Origin of the sequence: Extensimonas soli, from assembly GCF_029211265.1 — a bacterium.
In the GTDB taxonomy this organism is placed as follows: Bacteria; Pseudomonadota; Gammaproteobacteria; order Burkholderiales; family Burkholderiaceae_C; genus Extensimonas; species Extensimonas soli.
Map to the genome: position 1 here is coordinate 1 of NZ_JARGEL010000017.1, position 20,843 is coordinate 20,843.

Below are 20,843 nucleotides of genomic sequence, written 5' to 3' on the forward strand. Positions count from 1 at the left end.
AGCTGTATGGGGCAGGGTGTGTTTCCATACCGTATTTTTGGCAGCTTCTACGCCAGAAGCCAGCTAGAATTGATCTGAAGCGAATCTTACTAGCCATCACGAGCGAAAACGACGAAACGGCGGTCGTTTCCATAACGTTAACGACGAAGGTTTCGTAGCCGATAGGTTCGTCGTTAGCTGTATGGGGCAAGGTGTGTTTCCATAGCGTATTTTTGGCAGCTTCTACGCCAGAAGCCAGCTAGAATTGATCTGAAGCGAATCTTACTAGCCATCACGAGCGCAAACGACGAAACGGCGGTCGTTTCCATAACGTTAACGACGAAGGTTTCGTAGCCGATAGGTTCGTCGTTAGCTGTATGGGGCAAGGTGTGTTTCCATAGCGTATTTCTGCTATCATCCACCTGCGCGGTGCAAAAAACCGCCAAAACGCCGGGATGGATTTGTAGGTCGAATCCATCATGAGTAAGCCTATGGATTTGGGGGTGTGTGTGAAAGCCTATGATGAAGCACTTGCTGCGCTTGTTCGCTGCATCGATGAGTTGCATGAGGTTGGGATGGCTGCTGCTACTGCCTACTGGGACTTCGTTCGCCGGGAGGAGGCGCGGCGCCCTGGGTACGAGAATAGGACTTCTCTTGAGCTGTCCTGCTATCGCAGAGGAAACCACATCGAGATCAAGTGGTCGCATATCAAATGGTTTGGTAAGACCGGATCAAGGACAAAGGTGAGGACTCCTCTACGAAGAGGGACTGAAACCTTCTCCTACCATGAAAACACACTGAAAGCCCATGCAAAAGAATGGGAATGGGATATGGTGAAAGAGACTGAACAAAAAATGGCGATTATTCGTCAATCAGCGAGGCACGTGGTGAGAGCCATCATCTCCATGAGAAGCGCGGGGAAGGTGGACAAGAAAAACCTGCTCGGTTTGAACTGGGGTCGTGACACCGGAGGGGTTGAAGAAGATGAGCACGCCGAAATCGACCACGAAACCTGAAAACCAATCTCGATAAAGACAAAAGAAAAAGCGCAGCGATCCGAAGATGGCCCGCGCTTTTTCTACCTGGACTCTCTGCTCATTGTCCTCTGTAGCTTTTGAAGCCTGGCGCGCACAGATTCAATTCCATCCAGCGCGGCCCGCTTCAATATCTGCAAAGCCAAGACGATCAATCGAAGTCTCTGATGGCAAGAATCCATTGGCCCGTGTGACTCATATATCCATCCTAGATTAGACGCTGGCTGCTGCAATCATCAAAAGTCTGAGCGGCATAAAAAAGACAAAGCATGCGCCAGCTTGCAAAAGGTAGTTGCACAAACCCGCTTGTGTTGTTATGATTAAAACAAACAACCAGGGGAATTGAATGACGATAACAATTGATGATGCCATGGAAATAGCCGTGCAGGCATACTCTGGCAAAAAAGACAAAGCCGGGAAGCCCTACATCCTGCACGCGCTGCGCGTCATGCTCAATCTCGAAGAAAGCGGCGACGAAGAACTGATGGTTGCCGGGTTGCTGCACGACGTGATTGAGGACACGGAAATTGACGAAGTTCAGCTACTTGAATTTGGCTTGAGCGACAGGACGGTGGAACTCATAAAAGCTGTAAGTCGCAAGAGACACGAAACCTACGAAGAATTCATTGAAAGAATCGCTCAGAATCGATCTGCAGCAAGGATCAAGATCGCGGACATAAAAGACAACATCAATTTGTTGCGCATGAGCACGATCGATGAGGCGACTATTCGGCGCACCAGGAAATACATGGCAGCCTGGTTGAGACTGAAAGAAGTGTTCGCTGAGTGAACATCGTCTCGATGCCTGACAAAAGCAAAAGGAGAGCAACATGGGAAAGATTGCATCAGCGCTGATCGCGCACACATGGAAAATAATGACATTCAGGCACGATGGAGAAGGTCTTCCAAAGGAGCGAACCCCATTGCTTTACATGTTGTGCATACTGCTGGCGTTGTCTGGATTGACGCAGTTCTTTGCCAGCTCTATGAAGCCCAGCCTGCCTGAATACTTCTTGGTTTACGGCTTGATAAGCTATTTGTCCTTCCGGCGCCCGGATGCTTTCGGAGTGCTCCTGCTGCCATGCCTGTTCTGCAACCTGCTTTACATCCCGCTGTATCTCCTGATTGGCAGGGTGCCGCTGGTGGTTGACATTGGAATAATGCTGTGGGCCTTTGCTTCTGGAGCGGCGGTGTTTACAAAATCTCGGCGCAGAGAAGGATTTTGAGATAGAGTCGTGTGAGCGCGAGTTTCCTTGTATTCCATTGCACATCACCAACTGAAATGGCAAATTACACCATCACCCTAAGCCGCGCCCACAAGGTTGTTGCGCGCATTCAAACGCATGCTGACGAACTTCTTGAGCGGGCATGCAGGCTTGCAACTCCTGTTGCTGTTCGGAGCCAGGAAGATGCGGGCGCTCGAATCCTCACGTCGAAGCGCATCGACGAGTCGCTTGCACTTTTACGCCGATACGAAGAAACACTCGATGTTCTCAAATGTCTGCGCACGGCCATCCACAAAACGCAGCATGCGCTTGGCGTTGATGCCCTCCTGGCGGATCAGAATTTCCATGCGCAGGCCGCAGCGTACCAAAAAGTGCTTGCCACGATAGAGGAATCCGGTGCCTCTGAATGGGAGCGACTGCCATCCAGGACGAACGAAAGCAGCGGATACACGACGCTCATGCCATCGTCTAGTGCTATGGGTGAGCTGCGCGACCTGGTTGCAAAAAAGAAAAGCCTCGCGCACGCCGCAGAAGACGCGCTGGAAGACGCCAATCAGGAAAGCCTCACGTTGGTGGGTATCCCCGATGAATACGCCGTTATCGCAGGCTTGATAAGGCGGGTTGGCTGCGGCAGCATCAGCAACACATAACCAATACCGGATCACACCGGGTCAACACCTCGCTGTAGCACAAGGGATAGTGCATCCGCCTTCTAATCGGAAGATTCAGGTTCGAGTCCTGACGGTGAGGCCAGTTTCTGCGGGTATGCTTATTGCGTGGAGCGAACAATGCGAAAAATGACGGTGCGTGCCCAGCTCGGTTGGGCTTTCGGCGGATTGGCTTTGTTGGTACTGCTCGTGGTGGTATTTGCCATCAAAGGGATCAATGACTCCAATCAGCGCTACAAAAACTATGTAGAAGTCACGGCAGCGCGGCTCAATGCCGCGCGTGAGGTGCAAGTAGCGGTGCAGCAGCGTGCAATCGCGGTACGCAACATGGTGCTGCGCGCCAAGCCCGAAGAACTCATCGCAGACAAAACCGCCGCCCTGCAAGCGCATGCGGAGGTTGGCGGCGCATTGCAAAAGCTCAAGACCCTGACGCAAGAGGACGCAAGAACCAGCGAAACCGTGCGCCGCCTTGTGGAGCAAATTGACGCCATCGAGCAGAAATACGCGCCGGTCGCCCTCGCCATCGTCGATCTGGCTGCGAACCAGCAGCGCGAGGCCGCGGTTGCCAAGATCAACGATGAATGCCTGCCTCTGCTGCGCGCGCTCGACAAAGCGATGGATGACTACCTTGATTACGCCGCCCAGCGTGCGAGCCAGCTCGTTGCGGCGTCTGCCGCTGAGTTTGCTTTGCAGCGCAACCTGCTGATCGCCGTCTGCGTTCTAGCAGCCTGTCGGACTTAAGCAGCCCAGCTGGGATAATCTGGGCATTGCCACCCAACCCTACCGACAGATGAGCCGCTTCCAAAGTGTTGACCGCCAGACTGGGTACCTGCTGCCACCCTCGCTGGACGAATGGCTCCCGCAAGACCACCTGGCCAGATTCATCGTCGAAGTGGTCGACCGCCTGGATGTGAGCGCGCTGGAAAAGGCCTATGGCGGGCGAGGCAGTGCAGCCTATCACCCCTCCATGCTGCTGTCACTGCTGGTCTATGGTTATGCCAACGGCGTGTTTTCGAGCCGCAAGATCGAGCGAGCCACTTATGACTCGGTGGCGTTTCGTTTCATTGCGGCTGGTGCCCACCCAGACCACGACACCCTGGCGAACTTTCGCCGGCGCTTTCTTGGCGAGTTGGCGGGCCTCTTCGTGCAAGTGCTGGAGCTGGCGCAAGAGATGAAACTGCTCAAGCTGGGCACGATCAGCCTGGACGGCACCAAGATCAAGGCCAACGCCTCGCGCCACAGCGCCCTATCCCTGGGGCACATTGAACAGCTGGAAATCCAACTCAGGGCAGAAGTCGACTCGCTGCTGCAAATGGCCGAGCAAGCCGATCAATCTGCGCTCCCCGATGGCATGAGCCTGCCAGAGGAAATCGCCCGACGCCAGGATCGGCTCCAGGCCATGGAAGCGGCAAAAGCCAAGATCCAGGAGCGCGCCAAGAAGCGCTTGGACAAAGAACAGGCCGAATACCAAGCCAAGCTGGCGCAGCGTGAACAAAAGGCCAAGGAAACCGGCAAGAAACCCCGGGGCAAACTGCCCAAGGCACCCCGTGCTGAGCCCCAGGCCCAAGACCAGATCAACCTCACCGATGAGCAATCGCGCATCATGCCGGTGGCCGGCGGCGGATTCGAGCAAGCCTACAACGCCCAGGCTGGCGTCGATGCCGCCAGCATGCTCATCGTCGCACCCAGCGTCACGCAGGCCTGCAACGACAAAGAGCAAGTACAGCCCATGCTCGAGCGCATCGCAGCGCTGGCGCCAGTGCTCGGTCAGGCCAAGCAACTGCTGGCCGATACGGGCTACTACAGCGCCAAGAACGTGCAAGCCTGCCAAGCGAAAAACATCGACCCCTTCATTGCCGTTAAACGAGATGAACACCACCCAACGCCGCTGGCGCGTTTTACCGAGCCCGCAGCCCTGCCCGAGGACGCAACGCCCGCGCAGGTGATGGCGCACAAGCTCAAGACAAAAGCAGGTCGGGCGCTGTACGCGCTGCGCAAGCAAACCGTTGAGCCGGTGTTTGGCATCATCAAGTCGGTGCTGGGCTTTCGCCAGTTCTCACTGCGCGGTTTGGAGCAGGTCGCGGGCGAGTGGACGCTGGTTTGCCTGGCGTGGAATTTGAAGCGCCTGGCCGTATTGCGTCTTGCGTAGGGAAAAACAGGGGGAAAAGTGCGTTTTTCGCTCAAAAACAGCAATTTCAGCCAATTTCAGCTCGAATTCGCCCCGTTCGTCGGCTCAAGTCCGACAGGCTGCTAGGAGCCTGTTGGACTTTGGAATCGTCGGCTGCGAATGCGCCGCAGCGGTCCATTTTTCACCGTCTTCTTACCCCATAGCAGCACTATGGGGCGGCGAATCCGGCAAAAACTGGCCTCGCTGGGGCGCATTCTCGCTATCGACGCCCAAAGTCCGACAGGCTGCTAGCCTTTCTCTTTGCCGTGATTGATGGCTGGCTGATCACGCGCCGCATCACGCGCGCGCTCGGCGCCGAGCCCGACGCTCTCTCTGCCGCAGTCGGGCGCGTGGCCGAGGGGGATTTGTCGGTCGAGTTGCCCGTGCGTGCGGGCGACCGCGCGAGCGTGCTGGCGGCCGTCGCGCGTATGCAGGCTGCACTGCGTGAGGTGGTGTCGAACGTGCGCCACGCCTCGGACTCCGTATCGGTGGCAAGCGCAGAGATCGCCTCGGGCAACGCCGACCTCTCGGCGCGCACCGAAAGCCAGGCCAGCGCGATCGAAGAAACCGCAGCATCCATGGAAGAGCTTGGCGCCACGGTGCGCCAGAACGCCGACAACGCGCGCCAGGCCAACCAGCTCGCGCAAAACGCTTCAGCCGTGGCGACTCAGGGTGGAGAAGTGGTGGGCGAGGTCGTGCAGACCATGAAAGGCATCCATGAAGCCTCGCGCAAGATCGCGGACATCATCGGCGTGATCGACGGCATCGCTTTTCAGACGAACATCCTTGCACTCAACGCCGCAGTAGAAGCCGCGCGTGCGGGCGAGCAGGGCCGTGGCTTTGCCGTGGTGGCGAGTGAGGTTCGCGCCCTGGCCCAGCGATCCGCTTCGGCAGCCAAGGAGATCAAGGCACTCATTGAAGCAAGCGTCGGTCGCATAGAACAAGGCAGCGAGCTTGCCGACAAGGCTGGGGCAACCATGGCCGATGTGGTCACAGAAATCCGCCGCGTGACAGACATCGTGGGCGAGATCAGCGCGGCCAGCAGCGAGCAAAGCGCGGGCGTGGCACAGGTTGGCGAAGCCGTGGGCCAGATGGATCAGGCAACGCAGCAAAACGCCGCACTCGTGGAAGAAATGGCTGCCGCCGCCGCAAGCCTCAACGCCCAGGCGCAAGAACTCGTGCGCGCCGTGTCCATGTTCAAGCTCGATGCCGGGCAATCGCAATCCGGGCAATGGGCTACCAAGCCAGAAAAAGACTCCGCGATCGGCGCAACACCCGCAGCGCTATTCGCTACCGATGGCAACAGGGGCACTCCATCGGCGCATGTCCCGATGAATTTCTCTGCCGCGCTGCAAGCCGATGGCGAACAGGATACTCAGGCTCGATTGGACAACGCGATCCGTGCACACGCCGATTGGAAGACGAAACTTCGCGCTGCGATCCAGAAAAGAGAAACCTTGGACGCCGAAAAAATTGGCCGCGACGACTGCTGCGAACTGGGCAAATGGTTGCACGGCAAGGGGCGGTCGCAATACGGCGGTCGCCCGTCATTCACCAAGCTCATCGAAGAACATCGACAGTTCCACCAGGAAGCAGGCAAAGTCGCGCAGGCCATCAACCGAGGTGCATACCAGGAGGCCGAACGGCAAATCGACGCAGACTCGCCGTTCGCACGCGCATCGCAGCGCGTGGGGCAATCCATAGTGCAGCTATCGAACGAGGTGAAGGGGAAGGGCGGGGCAGCCGCTACATCTCCTGCCAGGGACTCGCTCAAGCCTCCTAGAAGCTATGGCGCTGCGCGCAAAGGCCATAGCGTCTCGGGATCGACGCCTGCGGCGCCGCGACTCAAGCAGCAAGATGTATCCGCCGCGAGTCCGGTCATGGGCGCGAAGAGGGCGAGTAGCGAAGAGGGTGAGTGGGAGAGTTTTTGATTTGGCGCGACTGTCTTGGTGGTGCACTGAATGCAGGTCAGCAAATAATGCCGCCGCTGCCGCAGTATGAGTCTTTTCCATGGGCTGCGTCCGTGATAAACTCAAACCCTCTCAAGATGGAAGTGGTTTTTGATGATCGCTATTTCATGGCCTCCAGCGACTTGAATTTGCTGAACACTCTTTTGCTTGCAAACAGCGAAGAGAAAGATGGGGATGTGCGCGATGATATCTCTTGACCACGACACCGAAGAAGCCGTCAGGCGCTTCCTTGCTTTGCTGGCCCCTGGTTACAGCATGGCGGGGGCCATCGTTTATGGCAGCCGTGCACGCGGCACGCCCCGCCCGGACAGTGATGCGGACGTTGCCGTACTGCTGACCGGTGAGCACCAAAGATTGCTACCAACGACATTGGCGATGGCTGATGTGGCTTATGACGTGCTGCTTGAGACGGGCATCAACATATCGCCCCTGCCCGTGTGGATGGATGAATGGGAGCACCCGGAGCGTTTCTCGAATCCGGCTTTGCTGCACAACATTGCCCGCGAAGGGGTCAGGCTGTGAAGGCACAGGATTTGATGGCAAAAGCTGTTCAGGCTGCCGCGTCTGCCAAGGTGCTGCTCGATATCGGGGACGCAGATGGCGCGTGCAATCGCGCCTACTACGCTATGTTCGACGCGGCACGGGCCGCGTTGATTGTCTCGGGGGTTGAGGTTGGGAAAACACACAAGGGTGTCCTCAATGCCTTTAGTGATCGACTCGTCAAGAACGGGCTGCTGCCGAAGGAAATGGGGCGCCTCCTTAAATACGCTGAGACATTTCGTTACGTTGCCGACTACGAAGGCGATCCGGTGGAACTGAGCGATGCGCAAGAAATGGTGGAACAGGCCGCGACTTTCATTGCGGCCATGCGTTCCGAGTTTATGCAAGAAGACCAGCACGATAACGATAACAGGATGGGTCTATGAAGCCCTCTGAAGCATTGTCCTTGAACCGTGCCGCGATTCGGCATGTGGTTGAGTCTCACCGCGCCCGCAACGCTCGGGTGTTCGGCTCTGTCCTGCGCGGTCAGGACACCGACAGCAGCGACCTGGACATCCTCATCGACCCGACGCCGGAAACCACCTTGTTCGACATCGGCGCGATCCGTCACGAACTCGGCAAGCTGCTCGGTGTGCCGGTGGACGTGTTGACGCCCAACGCCTTGCCCGACAACTTCCGGGCCACGGTGCTTGCGGAGGCTCGCCAGGTATGATCTGCGCGGCAACTCTTTCCCAGTGACTGGCGCGACGAGCGTGACTACTTCCGTTGAGCGCGCAGCCCGAACGCGCTAATTCGGGCCAACAGGAACCACGGAAACACCCACCTTGTATTGCCTTGAGTTGTCGTCGAAAGGGACGGCAGACGAAGCCTTGGCGATCAAAATGGGACGGCACGATTCCTCAGACATTGCCACCCACGCCCTTGAACTTCTCCACGAACGCAGAGATTTTCTGGAAAACGCTTTGCTTCTTTTCTGTGTATTGCGGGCTCAGCGGACTCATTTTCGGCAGAATCGAGTTCAGCTCAGAGCCGCTTTCGCTGGCAAACTGCCGCTTGAGCGATGTGGTGATGTAGCGCCGCGCTGCCTCTGCGTTCAGACCCTCTGATGCGATCAGCTCCTGCGCTTCGCGTTGTTGCTCTGCCTGAGCAAACCTGAAAAACGCCTCGATCACACTCGGCTTGTCGCTAAACTGACCAAGATCCGTCTGGTTGATGAAGTCCACCAGCAGACTCTCCTTGGCGCGGTTGCCAAGACTTGAGCGGATCACGCGGCGAACTTCGTCCACGAGGTCGGACTTGCTTGCAAAGCCCCTGTTGCGCTCGAAGATCAACTCCAGGATGTAATCCAGATTGATCTCCTGCGACTTGAGCAAATCGACCTCGAAGACCACATCTGTCCAGTCGATGCTTGGCACATCCACCGCCGATGAAGACTCTTGCCGTCGCAGCCATTCGCGCACATCGTTATAGACAGAGCGGTAGTCCTGGATTTTTCTCTCGGCTGGAATCTTGATGGCTTGCAGCGCCGCCAGGTCTTCATCTGTCAGGTAGTGCCTGGACTTGAACGCCTCCAGCGCGGCCGCGTCGTTGATGTCCACGGCTTGCAAGTCCTTCAGGCTGGCGAACTCGTCGTAGTTTTGCAGCAGGTTTTCGATGCGCAGATACTCGCCAAACAGCTTGACAAACTCCTTCTTGTCGGACTCTTTGAAGATGGCTGTCGGGTCAGGGAATCGGCTCTCCAGCTCATTGACCACATCCACGAAGCCGCGCCGGGCCTCGCCGGATATCGCGTCGATAAAGCCTTGCATGTATTCGCTGTAGCTCTTCTCCAGTACGACATTCTTGGTGTTCTTGTCTCCAAATAGGGTGATGGCATCGATCGTTGCCTGCTCCAGATCGCGGAAAGTGACGATGTTGCCGAAGGTCTTGGTGGCATCAAAAATGCGATTTGTGCGAGAGTAGGCCTGGATCAGCCCGTGGTATCTCAGGTTCTTGTCCACGAAAAGCGTGTTGAGCCTAGGAGAGTCGAATCCTGTCAAAAACATGCCCACCACGATCAACAGGTCGATATCCATGGACTTGACCCGCCTGGATATGTCCCTGTAATAGTTCTGGAACCCATTGCTGTCCAAGCCAAAGTTGGTCTTGAACATCGCGTTGTAGTCCGCAATGGCCGCGCTCAAAGACTCTTTTGCGCTGCGGTTCATCGCAGAAACGTCAAAGCTCTCGTCCTTTATGTCGCCTATGGCATCTTGCTCCTCGTTGGCCGCGAACGAGTAAATCGTAGCAACCCTCAGCGGGTTGCTACTGCCACTTTGCAGCTCCTTGAAGCACTCGTAATACAGCTTCGCGGCGTCCACGCTGTCGACGGCGAACATGGCGTTGAAGCCGCTCCTGCTGGCGTGCAGGCGATGGGTTTTCTGATGGAAGTTGTCCAGAATATAGCGCGTGATCTCGCGGATGCGATCAGGATGCAAAAGAGCCTGCCTGTTCTCTGCCGCGCTCAGCTTGCGCTCGTCTTGCTCCGTCTCAATGGATCTGAATTTCGGGCGGACATCGTTGTAGTCCACCTTGAACTTCAGCACCTTCTCGTCCCGAATGGCGTCTGTGATCACATAAGAGTGCAGCTCGCGCCCAAACACGCTGGCCGTGGTTTCTGCGCCAAGGGCGTTTTCCGGGAAGATGGGGCTGCCGGTAAAGCCGAACTGACAGAATTTTTTGAAGCGCTTCTTCAGGTTTTTCTGTGCCTCGCCAAACTGGCTGCGGTGGCACTCATCGAAAATGAAAACGACATGCTTGTCATATATCGGCAGGTCAGGTTCGGCCTTCATCAGCCCGTTGAGCTTCTGAATGGTTGTCACGACGATCTTGTTGTCGTCCTTCTCCAGATTGAGCTTCAGCCCAGCCGTGCTGTTGGAGCCGTTCACGCTGTCTGGAGAGAAGCGCTGGTACTCCTTCATGGTCTGGTAGTCCAGATCCTTGCGATCCACGACAAAGAACACCTTGTCGATGAACTCCAGCTCGGTTGCAAGTCGGGCCGCCTTGAAGCTGGTCAGGGTCTTGCCGGAGCCTGTGGTGTGCCAGATGAAACCGCCGCTTTCATTACTGCTCCAGTTCTTGTTCTGGTAGCTGGCGTTGATCTTCCAGAGAATGCGCTCTACAGCCGCGATCTGATAGGGCCGCATCACCAAAAGCGTGTCGTTGACATCGAACACCGAGTAGTGCAAAAGCACATGCAGCAGCGTGCGCTTCTGGAAGAATGTCGCCGTAAAATCCTTCAAATCCTTGATCAGCGTGTTGTCCGACCTGGCCCAATTCATGGTGAAGTCGAAGCTGTTCTTGTCGCGCTGCGTGGTGTTGGCAAAGTAGCGGCTGTCCGTGCCATTGGAGATCACGAACAACTGCAAATACTTGAACAAAGAGTGATCGCCATTGAAGCTCTCCTTGCTGTAGCGGTGCACCTGGTTGAAGGCTTCGCGGATCGCCACGCCACGTTTTTTCAGCTCCACCTGCACCATCGGCAGCCCATTGACGAGGATCGTTACGTCGTAGCGGTTGGCGTGCTTGCCAGCCTGCTCAAACTGCCGGATCACCTGCGCCTTGTTGCGCGCAAGGTTTTTCTTGTCCAGCAAGTAGATGTTCTGGAGACGCCCGTCGTCAAAAACAAAGTCGTGGATATAGTTGTCGTGAATCTTGCGCGTCTTCTCGATAATGCCGTCGCTGGGCTTGTCCAGCCAGGTTTCCACAAAACGCAGCCACTCGCCATCGGAGAACCGCACGCCGTTGAGCGTCTGCAATTGAGCGCGAACGTTGTTGAGTAGGGCTTCTGGCGTGCGCAGCCCAGGCAGATACTCATAGCCCTGGTTTTGCAAGTCCTGGATGAACTCTTGCTCCAGGTCTGCCTCGCTCTGATAGCTCGTAGCGGTGCTTGGTTCTTGGGTGTATTTGTCCAGGACGATGAAGTTTTCAGACTCAACGATTGCCTTGGTGCAGTTGACCATCGGATGCTCCAGCTTGCGGGCGCCTCTCTAGGACGCGCCACCCTTATGAATTTTCCCGCCTCGGGAAGCGAAACAGCATATCACGATAATACTCGTATTGCTTCTGGCGCAACTCGATCTCGCGCGGCAAGCCTTCGGTGATGGATTGCGTGAGGGTGTCGAATTTGTCGAGGATGGCGACGATGCGGGCTTGTTCGGCAAGTGATTTTTCGGGGTTGTTGGGGTAGGGGATGGGGATTTTGAAATCCTTTACCTTTGCGTCTGAAATAGCGGGATATGCCGATCCGCTTTGATTTTCTTCAACATATGACTTAAAATCAGAAGAAGCGATCCAATGCAAAATCCATTTAGGTAATGCCTCTGCTTTCTTGGCGCGCAAAACGCAGTAGCCGGTACTTGCAACTTCGCCAGCGTGCTCAGCATCAATTAAGCAATAGCGCTGTTGGGTTGGGCGGGTTGTTGCAAAAATAACATCATCTTTTTCAACAAGCTTTTGCGCTCGGCTTGGCGCATTGCTGCGCGATATTTCGGATGTTTCAGTTATGGTTTTCGTTTCAATGTTCACAGAGGCAAGATCAATATATCGATAGGCGCGATTTGCGTCGCGCCACCTGATATTGATCGTAGGCAGTGTTATTTCGCCCAGCGCCCTCCACTCCACATCCCCATCATCGAATCTCAACAACTGGTCACGATAATGCTCATACTGCTTCTTGCGGGCGGTCAGCTCGGCTGTAAGCTCGGCTGTAAGCTCGGCTGTAAGCTCGGTGAATGTATCCAGGATGCGGACGATTTCGCCTTGGATTTTAAGTGATTTTTTGGGGTTGTTTGGACAGGGGATAGGGATTTTGATTTTCGCCATATCTGTGGCGGAAACGTCAATCACCTTAGTCCCTTTTGCGTGCTTTCTTTTTTCGACGGCGAATTCTTCCGTCTGAGTGAAATAAGCAAAGTATTTACCCAGCAAGCAGTTACCTGGTTTCACGATGGTCGCATGCCCGCCAGTGACAGCATGGCGCTCGCCGAGGTACACCAGCGCTTTGCCTACATCCTCAAGGTTTTCGCTTGTATTGGTGATTACAACATCACCCTTGTCAACTCTTTTTAGTTGACCAGCCAATTCGGGTGACACGAAGGATTTTGTTGTTTTTGTGGATAGGCCGTAATAGGTATAAATCTGACCGTAGTGAATGGCAGGCACACCCTCTTCAGTGAAGTCTTTCTTTTGGAGACCGTTACCGCGAACCAAGTTGGCGACCACGCCCAGCGCCTTCCACTCCACATCAACGCCATCCAGCAGCTTTTCCAAAAAGCTCACGCGGCTCATACCTCCAACTCCCCGCCCTCAATCTCAGTGACGATGGCATCGATGTCTTTGCGCAGCTGGTCAATCCTGGCGACCGTGGTTTTCAGATCGGCGTTGAGCTGAGCGATGTCCACCACTTCTCGGTTGTCCTTGGCTTCGACGTAGCTGCTGACCGACAGGTTGTAGTCGTTGGCGGCGATCTGCTCTAGCGGCACGGATTTCGCAAAGTGAGCAATGTTTTCCTTGCTGTCGAAAACCGCCATGATCCGATCGATGTGCTCGTCCAGCAGCACGTTGTTGTTGGTTTCCTTCTTGAAAAGCCCGCTCGCGTCGATGAACTGCGTCGTCGTGTCCGGCTTGTGCTTGGACAGCACCAGGATGTTGACGGCGATGGTGGTGCCGTAAAACATGTTGGGCGCGAGTGCAATCACCGTTTCCACGTAGTTGTTGTCCACCAGGTACTGGCGGATCTTCTGCTCGGCGCCGCCCCGGTAGAAAATGCCTGGGAAACACACGATGGCGGCGCGGCCCTTGCTGGAAAGGTAGCTGAGTGCATGCAGCACAAACGCAAAGTCGGCCTTGGATTTGGGCGCCAGCACGCCCGCAGGGGCAAAACGCTCGTCGTTGATCAAGGTGGGATCATCGCTTCCCTTCCACTTTACCGAGTAGGGCGGATTGGAAACGATGGCGTCAAATGGCTTGTCCTTGAGGAAGTGCGGCTCGGTCAAGGTGTCGCCAAGCTGGATGTTGAACTTGTCGTAGTTGATGTTGTGCAGGAACATGTTCATACGAGCCAGGTTGTAGGTCGTATGGTTGATTTCCTGCCCGAAGAAGCCGTCCTCGATGATGTGATCATCGAACTGCTTCTTGGCCTGCAGCAGCAACGACCCTGAGCCGCAGGCCGGGTCATAAATCTTGTTCACGCTGGTTTGCTTGTGCAAGGCGAGCAGCGCGATCAGTTTGGAGACATGCTGCGGAGTGAAAAACTCGCCACCAGACTTGCCTGCATTGGCGGCATAGTTGGAGATCAGAAACTCGTAGGCGTCCCCAAAGAGGTCGATGTGGCTTGAATCGAAGTCGCCAAAGTCCAGTTCTGCCACACCCTTGAGCACGGCCGCCAGGCGCGTGTTTTTGTCTTTGACGGTGTTGCCGAGGCGGTTGCTGGTCGTGTCAAAGTCTGCAAACAAGCCCTTGATGTCGCCCTCCGACGGATAGCCGCTTGCCGAGGACTCGATCGCGGAAAAGATGTTGGCAAGGTCGGTATTCAGGCTTTCGTTGGTGTTCGCCTTGGCTGCTACATTGACGAAGAGTTGGCTCGGGTAGATGAAATACCCTTTGGTCTTGATCGCGTCGTCCTTGATTTCTGGCGTGATGACATCATCGGGAAGATCCGCATAGCGAACGCCATCGTCACCGCCCTCGATGTATGCAGCGAAGTTCTCGCTGATGAAGCGGTAAAACAGCGTGCCAAGAACGTACTGCTTGAAGTCCCAGCCGTCGATGGCTCCGCGTACATCGTTGGCGATTTGCCAGATTCGGCGCTGGAGTTCTGCGCGTTGTTGAAGCCCTGTCATTGTGCAATTCCTTTGTTTTTATCGAGACCCGCCAAGAGCTTTTTCTATCTTCTTGTCGGTTTTGTATTGGCTTAGGGCATACACCGCCCATATTGTGGCTGGGAGCCATACCATAAAGAATGTCTCAAGGTTTGATTCAGCTTAATTAGGTCATCAAAATTAACGGTCATTAAAAAATCCCCACGCGCAAGCCGATCAATGGCAGGGCGTCGATCCACGAATCAAATAAACCATTTACCGATAAGGTTGCTGATGGCAATGCAACCATGGTATAATTAAGCCGTCTCACCTGCCCTCCCTGGTGGCTTTTGCCACCTTAACCCGCCGATGTGCGGGTTTCTTTTTGGGGATTAACCGGCATTGGCTGCCGTGCACAGGGTAAACTCGAAGCTGGTTTTCTTAGGATTTTTTGCCCGCCTCAAGCTCGCGTGCATAGGCCTCCATCGCGTTTTCCAGCACCTCGATGATGAGCAAATCGTTTTGCTCCGCGATGTCGCGCACGAGATCATCAAAATCCTGGCTCACGCGGGTCGAAAACGGAATCACTCGCCCAGTCCTGCGCAATGCTCTGCCGTCACGCCGCCTGACTCCAGACTGAATGGCTGTTTTCACTGGCTCTGTTGCCTGTTGTATGACGGGCTCACTTTTCGGAGCATCCTGCACAGCAGCGACCTCCGGCACAAATATGTTCGTGCTGGCCTCGTCAATAGGCGGTGGGGCGCCAAAACGTGTTGCGCCCTTGGATTTGAATTTTGAAACGTCTGCCATGGTGGTAATCAAGTAATTGCCTTGTCGATGATGGATTGGATCAGTGAGTCCGCCTGGGCGCGCAACCCTGCAAACTTCGTTTCGGTAACTGCCCGACCGATATTTTGAGCCTGCCGGTAGGCCGCGCGCTCGAACAGGCACCCGTCAATCACAGAGTAGCCAGCCTCTTGCAGGTACGCCCTTGCATCGGCTTCCTCGGATGGGGTAGCGATGCGATTGAGAGCAAAGGTGAGTCGCTCCTTCGGGATTCCGGCTTTTGCAAGGGCATGAAACTCGCGCACGGCGGGCCGAAGATCGTCGAGAGAAGCCCCTGATGGCTGGACAATCAGATTGGCAGCCTTCGCGATTTCCGCCGTGGCCTGAGACGTTCTCGCGGGGCCATCGATGATGAGGATGTCGTAGCCGCTGGCCACGGCAAGCGCCTGCGAAGCGTTGGCAAAGGCTTCCACGGAAACCACGGGCTCGATGCCCTGGGAAAGCCGTTGCCGGTGCCAGTCAACAGAGGTTCCCTGCTGAGTGTCGAGGTCAGCAACTTTCACACGCAAGCCGCCAGCGGCCGCTTCGCGTGCAAGGGCGCGCGCCAGGGTGGATTTCCCTACGCCACCCTTCTGTGAGACGAATGCGATGACTGATGCCATTTTTTATCCTTTGAGCATGATTGATTGTAGCATGCTGCAATATGTTTGCATGCCATAGAGTGTAACGCGGCATGCTTGCTGTCTGTATTTTAGCTTCATTCGGCAAGCATGCTGCATTATTGCTTGATAGGGATGTAAGTGAACAATAGTTAAGTTAAAGGATGGCGAGCACCTGGATCAATCGTGCCGCGCAACCCGCCTGATCGCCTCGCGGATGCCAGCGGAAATGTTCCCGCCGCCCAAGCGCCGCGCGCCCTCGATGGAATCGGCATCCAGATAGACATTGATGCGCTGCCCATCGATGGTTGGTTTGCGGCAGGCATGGCCCAGAGCCGCAGCCACAGAGCGGCCATCGATGCGCCGCAGAGCGCCACCAACGAGCATGCAGTAAGCGCCGGTACGATCGATGCGCACGAGCGCGCCGGTTTCGGATCCCACGGTGACGGTGCCTAGGGGCGTGGCGCCATCGGGGAGCACTGGCGCGTAGAGGCGCCAGTTGCCAGTGGGGTCAATTTCCATGCTACGCACGTTCTGCCCTCCATGTTCGGACTCTTCACACAAATGTCAACTTTGCATATGTTTTAGTGGCTACTTATGCCACCATCACAGAGGATTCGATCCGTTCAAATCTATCCATCGCCGCTCATCAACACGGCGCATGGCGACCAAACGCACATCTCCGTTACCAAAATCCTCACCAATCACGATTTCGTAATCGATGGGTTCGTCCCGAAACTCTTTGGTGGCTGCGCTCTTGGCTGCGAGCATGCTTCCGTCTATGCGGATATGGCGCGCACGTGATAGGCTGTGGTGCCGTATGGTTGCAATGTAACTCACGATTACCTCCATGAATCAGTTGATTTGTTTTTCGGCCCTGAGAGCCTTCACGACCCGCAAAACATTATTGACATCCTGCGCGCTCATGGCAGACCGGGCAAAACGACGTATCGATATTTTCTCTTCGCTGCTCAGGTCTGCGTTGCGCAGGATTGACTGCACGGCTTTGAATTTTGCTTTTTCGTCAGATATCCACTCTCCCATTAGGATGCGGCGGATGATATGTGCCGCATCGTGCAGCGGGATCGCGTCATTTTCATGATGACCGTCTCTTACCATACTGGAAACCACGCTCTCTAGCGCATGTTTGGCAGCGTTTGGAATATATTCGCCACTGTAGGTTGACAGAGACGCCATGGCAGAGGCCATCGCTCCTGCGGCAATATCATCTCTGCCAGCATCGAGCTTTTCTGTTGCGAGAGAAATCATATTGACGGCATCTAGTAGCGATGTAGGTGCATCGATAGTGATGAGATGATCATACACACCATCCCAATCAGCAGCACTAATCGGTTTATCTATTTTTGCGTGCTTTTGAATAGCGAGTTTCGCGATGTCCGCGACTAAAACATAGAGTCTCTCAATCGTGAATGAGTAAAACTCAGGTTTTTTCTGCTCTTGTTGCGCATTTTGGATCATTTCGTTCCCCTGCCCACAAACCATGCGGTAGTCGTTTGCCATTTCTTGTGTGATGTGTGTATTATACACAAAATGGACTCGATGCAGCGGTTGACATTTTTTCTCAGGTTTTGATGCGCTCCATTGCTGTCCGCGCAACAGCCGCCCGCAGAGCCTCCACGGCCCAATCCGGGCATGGCCTGGATGTGGCGACTTCGTTTGGATCCGCCATCCAGGACTTCACAGCGCGATAGCTGCATGGTCTGCCTGTCTGCAGGGCTATCAGCTCTGCGCAGTCCTTGAGCATGAGTCCGTGCGTGCTGATCAGTGCGCGGAATGCTTCCCGGTTTGTTGCAGCCTTGCGCGCATCGGTTCTTGGTTTTGCTGGCATGTTCTCAGATTAGGTGTTGCAGATGAGGGGCGCAAGTCGAGCGCCTCTCTCCGTTATGCCGTCGGCCCCATCTCTTGCGCGGCGCGCGACTCGTCCATGCGCAAGCACGATTCCGCAACGGGGAACCACGGGCACCCCCAATCCAGCAGATAGCGCGCGCCCTTGGCATACATGCCATCCGGTGCGGTAGGACGATCATAGAAACCGGCCACGCGCAAAGCGAATTCGAGTCCGGCGGGGTTCGTGTAAATCACGGGGTCGCCGGACTTGAACATGAACTCTCCCGCCACTAAACCGCAGTTGCGGTTGTAGTGTGGGTTTCGCGGGTCGCAGACCTGGGCTTGCGCCGTCGATGGGGCGAAGCCTTCGGTCTAGCCGCCACGCCAGTCCCTGGCGTGTGCGCATCGATGAGCACCACCGATGCGCTGTTTTGATCGCGTTGCATCGTGTGGCCGCAATGCGGACACACATGCACACGCTGCGCCAGTGTCTTGGGAACAATCTCCCAGCAACGGGCGCAGCGCTGCGATGGTTTGAGCTGGCGCGTATTTGCCAGGTGCAATCTCGTACCAGCCTCTACCGCTTTGTACGAAATCACCTGGTGCGCCAGGCCGAAGGCAGCCGAGAGGATCTCCCGGTTGAGCCCAGCCTTTTGCCGCACGCACCGACCCGGTGTTTCCACCGTGCCTTTGGCGCTGCGACTCATGTTTTTGGGCGTGAGTTCTTCTGTGGCGATGACCGCACAGGTTCGAACCAGCTTTGTCGTTTCCTTGTGAATGAAATCCCGGCGCAGGTTGGCGATGCGTTCATGCAGGCGCGCCACACGTTTTGACAGGCGCTTATAGCGCAGCGAGCCTTTACGCTTTCTCGCCCGCTGGCGCTGTAGCTCTGCCAGTTTGGGAAGCTCTGTCCTTACCCAGCGCGGATTCTCAATCGTCTCACCATTGTCGAATGTTGCCCAGTCGGTGACTCCGAAATCGATCCCGCGATGCCGATCGTCGGCGCGCTCACGGGCGCAGGCAGCCTCTGGCACCCGCAGGGTGACGGAGGCGAACCATGAGCCATTGCGGCGCATGATCGTGAGGTCGTTGGGCCTGGCTGTGTCGCCAAATCGATGGCGGCCGCGAGCGCGAAGCGTGAGCGCCTGGAACCCTGAGCCTATACGCAGTGTCGCGCCTCTCTTGCCGTTCTGCATGAGTTTCCAGCCTGCCGGATCTGGATAGCAGAATCCAGAGAAGCGTTTGCTGGACTTGAAGCGCGGAAAGCCTGGGGTTTGCCCCGCTTTGACGCGCCGAAAGAATGCCTGGAACGCCAAATCGAGGCGCCGCAATGTTTGCTGCAATGCGTGGCTGCCGAGTTCGAGGAATTCGGGCCGCGCCATCTTGATTTCTGGCAATACGTTTTGCTGCTCGTAATAGCTGATCGATTTGCCCGCTTTGCGATAAGCCTCGATGCGTTCCTGCAGGGCCGCGTTATACAGCTCGCAATGCAAGCGCACCCAGGCTTCCAGCCGCTTTTCTTGTTCGGCATTGGGGTACAGCTTGAAGGTGACTTTGCGGCGCTGCATGTCGCTATACTATCAGAAAAAAATTAAGGCGCAACCGTGGAAAGTACCAACCGATCTAGCTCACATGCCGTTTACAACATTAAGCTACATGTTGTCTTTGTGACGAAATACCGCCGCAGGACGCTGACGCCAGAAGTTCTTGCCTACCTCAAAGAGGCGTTCGCCAATATCCTTGCGGCTTGGCGCTGCAGGCTACTGGAGTTCGGCGGCGAAGCCGACCACGTGCATCTTCTGATCGACATCCATCCTGCTCTGGATATTTCTGTGTTGATCAACAACCTGAAGACCGCAAGCGCCAGGCGCGCGCGCAACCGCTTCGCGGAACATCTGGCGGATTTCTACTGGAAGCCGCTTTTCTGGCATCGCGCCTATTTCGTGGGTAGCGTAGGTGAAGCATCGCTGGAAACGGTGCGCGCCTATGTGAACGCACAAGGTACAGTGGAGCATGCGCGCAAGTCGGGGGCCAAAAAACAAAAGCCGCCCGCTTGACCCCCTCCGGCCAGGATGGCTTCGCCTTCTGACGCTCAGCGTCTGTCCTGGCTAGGAAGCGGAATGCGCGGGCATTGGTTCAAGGGCTGGCCTTTCTCCGGGGCAAAGGTTTTTTCCTGGTCATGTTGGGCGGCGACTTTCTCGGCCCATTTCCAATGGCTGCTCATTGAACCTCCGGCTTCCAGTCGGCCAGCATCTTGTCCAGCCTCGGTAAATCGTGCTCTATGGCTGCAATCTCCGACCTCAGCTCGGCCACATGGCGGGCAAAGAGTTGCGGCCACAAGGGATCGTCCCGCATGACCTTCACGGCAGCGCCGTTGCGTCCCCGCCGACTCATCAAATACTCGGGGTGCGTCGCCCGCTTGTCATATGCCTGCTTGCGCGCCCCCAGGCGTTCGCGCAGCGCGGCGATCAGCCACTCCAAGCCCTCACTGGATACCTCCAGCGGCTTGAAGCGAATCCCCTGGCAGCTTGCAGTCTGCCAGCCCATCTCAGGGCGCGTGTAGCCGTGGTGGGCCATCGTCCCGCCAACCACGGCGATAGCCCGGAGGCACACCGGGCACGTCTTGACCACCTTGTTCGGATTCACCGGCTTCGACGGGCCTGCGCTCGGCGCACGGCCCTTGACCACCTTGTCCTTGAGGGATGCCACGGCCTCGGCCAGCGGCAGCGCCTCGGCGCAGACGGCCCGCATCGCTTCAATGACGGGCCCTGGGGCCTTGCTTCTGGCTACCTTCTTGGCCGTGGAGATCAAATCATGCAGGCTCAGGATCGTGATGCTGTCGTACAGCTCATTCACGTCGAGCGGCAACTTTTCCCATCCACCGCCGTGGAAAAAGGGACTTGCAACATGGTTGTTCCAGGCATCCGCAGCAGCCTGTCCCACCTCGTATTTCACATCCTGATAGTCCACGTTGCGGATAGACCCCGCTTCGATCCCGGCAAGCACCTGCTCAACGGCGGAATCGAAGCGCGAAGGGCTCCGCGCGGCAGCGCGCAGGATAGGGAATTTTTCAAGGGCCAGGATCATTGATGTCACCGTGTCGGTTGATGTTGATGGCTCTATTATAAGGGCATTTGTGCCCCTGTGCAAATATTTAGAGGAATTC

At 56.1% G+C, this 20,843-nt stretch carries 23 protein-coding genes, 1 tRNA gene and 2 pseudogenes; 13 read left to right on the forward strand and 13 right to left on the reverse strand.

Translation table 11 applies throughout. The features are described 5' to 3' along the window. Window positions 1-190 (reverse strand): hypothetical protein (locus PYV55_RS08100; RefSeq protein ID WP_275850181.1); only part of this gene is annotated, 190 nt, incomplete at its 3' end. 268 nt (window positions 191-458) lie between these two features. Between PYV55_RS08100 and mobI the strand changes: the two genes are divergently transcribed. The 12 genes and pseudogenes from mobI (at window position 459) to PYV55_RS08160 (ending at window position 8,257) form a co-directional block, all read left to right on the forward strand. After that, window positions 459-995, forward strand: a complete 537-nt coding sequence (gene mobI / locus PYV55_RS08105) for a conjugative transfer protein MobI(A/C) (protein WP_275850182.1) — start codon at window positions 459-461, stop codon at window positions 993-995. Window positions 996-1,359: 364 nt separating this feature from the next. After that, window positions 1,360-1,803: an HD domain-containing protein gene (locus tag PYV55_RS08110; RefSeq protein ID WP_275850183.1), complete on the forward strand. Its 444-nt coding sequence runs from the start codon at window positions 1,360-1,362 to the stop codon at window positions 1,801-1,803. 40 nt (window positions 1,804-1,843) lie between these two features. Continuing rightward, window positions 1,844-2,239 (forward strand): hypothetical protein, encoded by a 396-nt coding sequence (locus tag PYV55_RS08115; protein ID WP_275850184.1) that lies wholly within the window; start codon window positions 1,844-1,846, stop codon window positions 2,237-2,239. Between the two features lie 56 nt (window positions 2,240-2,295). Next, window positions 2,296-2,889: a hypothetical protein gene (locus PYV55_RS08120; protein WP_275850185.1), complete on the forward strand. Its 594-nt coding sequence runs from the start codon at window positions 2,296-2,298 to the stop codon at window positions 2,887-2,889. A 28-nt stretch (window positions 2,890-2,917) separates the two neighbouring features. Then, window positions 2,918-2,992, forward strand: a tRNA-Arg gene (locus tag PYV55_RS08125). A gap of 44 nt (window positions 2,993-3,036) precedes the next feature. Next, a complete protein-coding gene (locus PYV55_RS08130; protein ID WP_275850186.1) occupies window positions 3,037-3,648 on the forward strand; it encodes an MCP four helix bundle domain-containing protein in 612 nt (203 codons plus the stop codon). 49 nt (window positions 3,649-3,697) lie between these two features. Further along, window positions 3,698-5,056, forward strand: coding sequence for an IS1182 family transposase (locus PYV55_RS08135; protein WP_275850187.1), 1,359 nt, complete (start codon window positions 3,698-3,700; stop codon window positions 5,054-5,056). 281 nt (window positions 5,057-5,337) lie between these two features. Further along, a pseudogene (locus tag PYV55_RS08140) lies at window positions 5,338-7,005 on the forward strand (methyl-accepting chemotaxis protein); the annotation flags it as partial. Continuing rightward, window positions 6,990-7,241 carry a hypothetical protein gene (locus PYV55_RS08145; RefSeq protein WP_275850188.1) on the forward strand — a complete coding sequence of 84 codons (252 nt, stop codon included), beginning with the start codon at window positions 6,990-6,992 and terminating at the stop codon, window positions 7,239-7,241. The pseudogene PYV55_RS08140 and the gene PYV55_RS08145, both read left to right, overlap by 16 nt. Then, the gene (locus PYV55_RS08150; protein ID WP_275850189.1) at window positions 7,228-7,566 is read left to right on the forward strand and encodes a nucleotidyltransferase domain-containing protein; all 339 of its coding nucleotides are present in this window, start codon (window positions 7,228-7,230) and stop codon (window positions 7,564-7,566) included. Before PYV55_RS08145 ends, PYV55_RS08150 begins: the two co-directional genes overlap by 14 nt. After that, the gene (locus PYV55_RS08155) at window positions 7,563-7,970 is read left to right on the forward strand and encodes a HEPN domain-containing protein (RefSeq protein WP_275850190.1); all 408 of its coding nucleotides are present in this window, start codon (window positions 7,563-7,565) and stop codon (window positions 7,968-7,970) included. Before PYV55_RS08150 ends, PYV55_RS08155 begins: the two co-directional genes overlap by 4 nt. Then, on the forward strand, window positions 7,967-8,257 hold the full coding sequence (locus PYV55_RS08160; protein WP_275850191.1) for a nucleotidyltransferase family protein: 291 nt from the start codon (window positions 7,967-7,969) through the stop codon (window positions 8,255-8,257). The genes PYV55_RS08155 and PYV55_RS08160 overlap by 4 nt, the downstream gene beginning before the upstream one ends. A 187-nt stretch (window positions 8,258-8,444) precedes the next feature. Here the strand turns inward: PYV55_RS08160 and PYV55_RS08165 are convergent, their stop codons facing one another. The 11 genes and pseudogenes from PYV55_RS08165 to PYV55_RS08215 all read right to left on the reverse strand — a co-directional run bounded on the left by PYV55_RS08165 (window position 8,445) and on the right by PYV55_RS08215 (window position 19,245). After that, a complete protein-coding gene (locus tag PYV55_RS08165; protein ID WP_275850192.1) occupies window positions 8,445-11,546 on the reverse strand; it encodes a type I restriction endonuclease subunit R in 3,102 nt (1,033 codons plus the stop codon). Window positions 11,547-11,589: 43 nt separating this feature from the next. After that, window positions 11,590-12,873, reverse strand: a complete 1,284-nt coding sequence (locus PYV55_RS08170) for a restriction endonuclease subunit S (RefSeq protein ID WP_275850193.1) — start codon at window positions 12,871-12,873, stop codon at window positions 11,590-11,592. Next, window positions 12,870-14,426: a type I restriction-modification system subunit M gene (locus PYV55_RS08175; protein WP_275850194.1), complete on the reverse strand. Its 1,557-nt coding sequence runs from the start codon at window positions 14,424-14,426 to the stop codon at window positions 12,870-12,872. Before PYV55_RS08175 ends, PYV55_RS08170 begins: the two co-directional genes overlap by 4 nt. Window positions 14,427-14,444: 18 nt before the next feature. Beyond that, window positions 14,445-14,537, reverse strand: a pseudogene (locus PYV55_RS08180) (YqaE/Pmp3 family membrane protein); the annotation flags it as partial. 288 nt (window positions 14,538-14,825) lie between these two features. Next, entirely contained in the window at window positions 14,826-15,194 is a 369-nt protein-coding gene (locus tag PYV55_RS08185) for a hypothetical protein (RefSeq protein ID WP_275850195.1), read from the reverse strand. Between the two features lie 8 nt (window positions 15,195-15,202). Continuing rightward, on the reverse strand, window positions 15,203-15,832 hold the full coding sequence (locus PYV55_RS08190) for a ParA family protein (RefSeq protein WP_275850196.1): 630 nt from the start codon (window positions 15,830-15,832) through the stop codon (window positions 15,203-15,205). Between the two features lie 177 nt (window positions 15,833-16,009). Beyond that, complete coding sequence (locus tag PYV55_RS08195) at window positions 16,010-16,351, reverse strand: type II toxin-antitoxin system CcdA family antitoxin (RefSeq protein ID WP_275850197.1); 342 nt, start codon at window positions 16,349-16,351, stop codon at window positions 16,010-16,012. 84 nt (window positions 16,352-16,435) lie between these two features. Continuing rightward, window positions 16,436-16,669, reverse strand: a complete 234-nt coding sequence (locus PYV55_RS08200; RefSeq protein WP_275850198.1) for a hypothetical protein — start codon at window positions 16,667-16,669, stop codon at window positions 16,436-16,438. A 15-nt stretch (window positions 16,670-16,684) separates the two neighbouring features. Next, complete coding sequence (locus PYV55_RS08205) at window positions 16,685-17,350, reverse strand: hypothetical protein (protein ID WP_275850199.1); 666 nt, start codon at window positions 17,348-17,350, stop codon at window positions 16,685-16,687. Window positions 17,351-17,731: 381 nt separating this feature from the next. Further along, window positions 17,732-17,953 carry a hypothetical protein gene (locus tag PYV55_RS08210; protein WP_275850200.1) on the reverse strand — a complete coding sequence of 74 codons (222 nt, stop codon included), beginning with the start codon at window positions 17,951-17,953 and terminating at the stop codon, window positions 17,732-17,734. 14 nt (window positions 17,954-17,967) lie between these two features. Beyond that, entirely contained in the window at window positions 17,968-19,245 is a 1,278-nt protein-coding gene (locus PYV55_RS08215; protein ID WP_275850201.1) for an RNA-guided endonuclease InsQ/TnpB family protein, read from the reverse strand. Window positions 19,246-19,281: 36 nt separating this feature from the next. On the opposite strand from PYV55_RS08215, the gene tnpA reads away from it, so the two are divergent. Beyond that, a complete protein-coding gene (tnpA, locus tag PYV55_RS08220; protein WP_275850202.1) occupies window positions 19,282-19,734 on the forward strand; it encodes an IS200/IS605 family transposase in 453 nt (150 codons plus the stop codon). A 163-nt stretch (window positions 19,735-19,897) separates the two neighbouring features. On the opposite strand, the gene PYV55_RS08225 is transcribed toward tnpA, so the two are convergent. Continuing rightward, the gene (locus PYV55_RS08225; RefSeq protein WP_275850203.1) at window positions 19,898-20,764 is read right to left on the reverse strand and encodes a hypothetical protein; all 867 of its coding nucleotides are present in this window, start codon (window positions 20,762-20,764) and stop codon (window positions 19,898-19,900) included. Between the last annotated feature and the right edge of the window lie 79 nt (window positions 20,765-20,843).

What these genes read in the sequence shown, in the direction of transcription:
- PYV55_RS08115 (WP_275850184.1), top strand. Translation starts at nt 1,844, where the DNA reads ATGGGAAAGATTGCATCAGCGCTGATCGCGCACACATGGAAAATAATG.
- mobI (WP_275850182.1), top strand. Translation starts at nt 459, where the DNA reads ATGAGTAAGCCTATGGATTTGGGGGTGTGTGTGAAAGCCTATGATGAA.
- PYV55_RS08210 (WP_275850200.1), bottom strand. Translation starts at nt 17,953, where the DNA reads ATGTTCAAGTCCGGCGACCCCGTGATTTACACGAACCCCGCCGGACTC.
- PYV55_RS08175 (WP_275850194.1), bottom strand. Translation starts at nt 14,426, where the DNA reads ATGACAGGGCTTCAACAACGCGCAGAACTCCAGCGCCGAATCTGGCAA.
- PYV55_RS08110 (WP_275850183.1), top strand. Translation starts at nt 1,360, where the DNA reads ATGACGATAACAATTGATGATGCCATGGAAATAGCCGTGCAGGCATAC.
- PYV55_RS08195 (WP_275850197.1), bottom strand. Translation starts at nt 16,351, where the DNA reads ATGGAAATTGACCCCACTGGCAACTGGCGCCTCTACGCGCCAGTGCTC.
- PYV55_RS08185 (WP_275850195.1), bottom strand. Translation starts at nt 15,194, where the DNA reads ATGGCAGACGTTTCAAAATTCAAATCCAAGGGCGCAACACGTTTTGGC.
- PYV55_RS08225 (WP_275850203.1), bottom strand. Translation starts at nt 20,764, where the DNA reads ATGATCCTGGCCCTTGAAAAATTCCCTATCCTGCGCGCTGCCGCGCGG.
- PYV55_RS08150 (WP_275850189.1), top strand. Translation starts at nt 7,228, where the DNA reads ATGATATCTCTTGACCACGACACCGAAGAAGCCGTCAGGCGCTTCCTT.
- PYV55_RS08215 (WP_275850201.1), bottom strand. Translation starts at nt 19,245, where the DNA reads ATGCAGCGCCGCAAAGTCACCTTCAAGCTGTACCCCAATGCCGAACAA.
- PYV55_RS08165 (WP_275850192.1), bottom strand. Translation starts at nt 11,546, where the DNA reads ATGGTCAACTGCACCAAGGCAATCGTTGAGTCTGAAAACTTCATCGTC.
- PYV55_RS08130 (WP_275850186.1), top strand. Translation starts at nt 3,037, where the DNA reads ATGACGGTGCGTGCCCAGCTCGGTTGGGCTTTCGGCGGATTGGCTTTG.
- PYV55_RS08190 (WP_275850196.1), bottom strand. Translation starts at nt 15,832, where the DNA reads ATGGCATCAGTCATCGCATTCGTCTCACAGAAGGGTGGCGTAGGGAAA.
- PYV55_RS08120 (WP_275850185.1), top strand. Translation starts at nt 2,296, where the DNA reads ATGGCAAATTACACCATCACCCTAAGCCGCGCCCACAAGGTTGTTGCG.
- PYV55_RS08170 (WP_275850193.1), bottom strand. Translation starts at nt 12,873, where the DNA reads ATGAGCCGCGTGAGCTTTTTGGAAAAGCTGCTGGATGGCGTTGATGTG.
- PYV55_RS08135 (WP_275850187.1), top strand. Translation starts at nt 3,698, where the DNA reads ATGAGCCGCTTCCAAAGTGTTGACCGCCAGACTGGGTACCTGCTGCCA.
- PYV55_RS08205 (WP_275850199.1), bottom strand. Translation starts at nt 17,350, where the DNA reads ATGGCAAACGACTACCGCATGGTTTGTGGGCAGGGGAACGAAATGATC.
- PYV55_RS08160 (WP_275850191.1), top strand. Translation starts at nt 7,967, where the DNA reads ATGAAGCCCTCTGAAGCATTGTCCTTGAACCGTGCCGCGATTCGGCAT.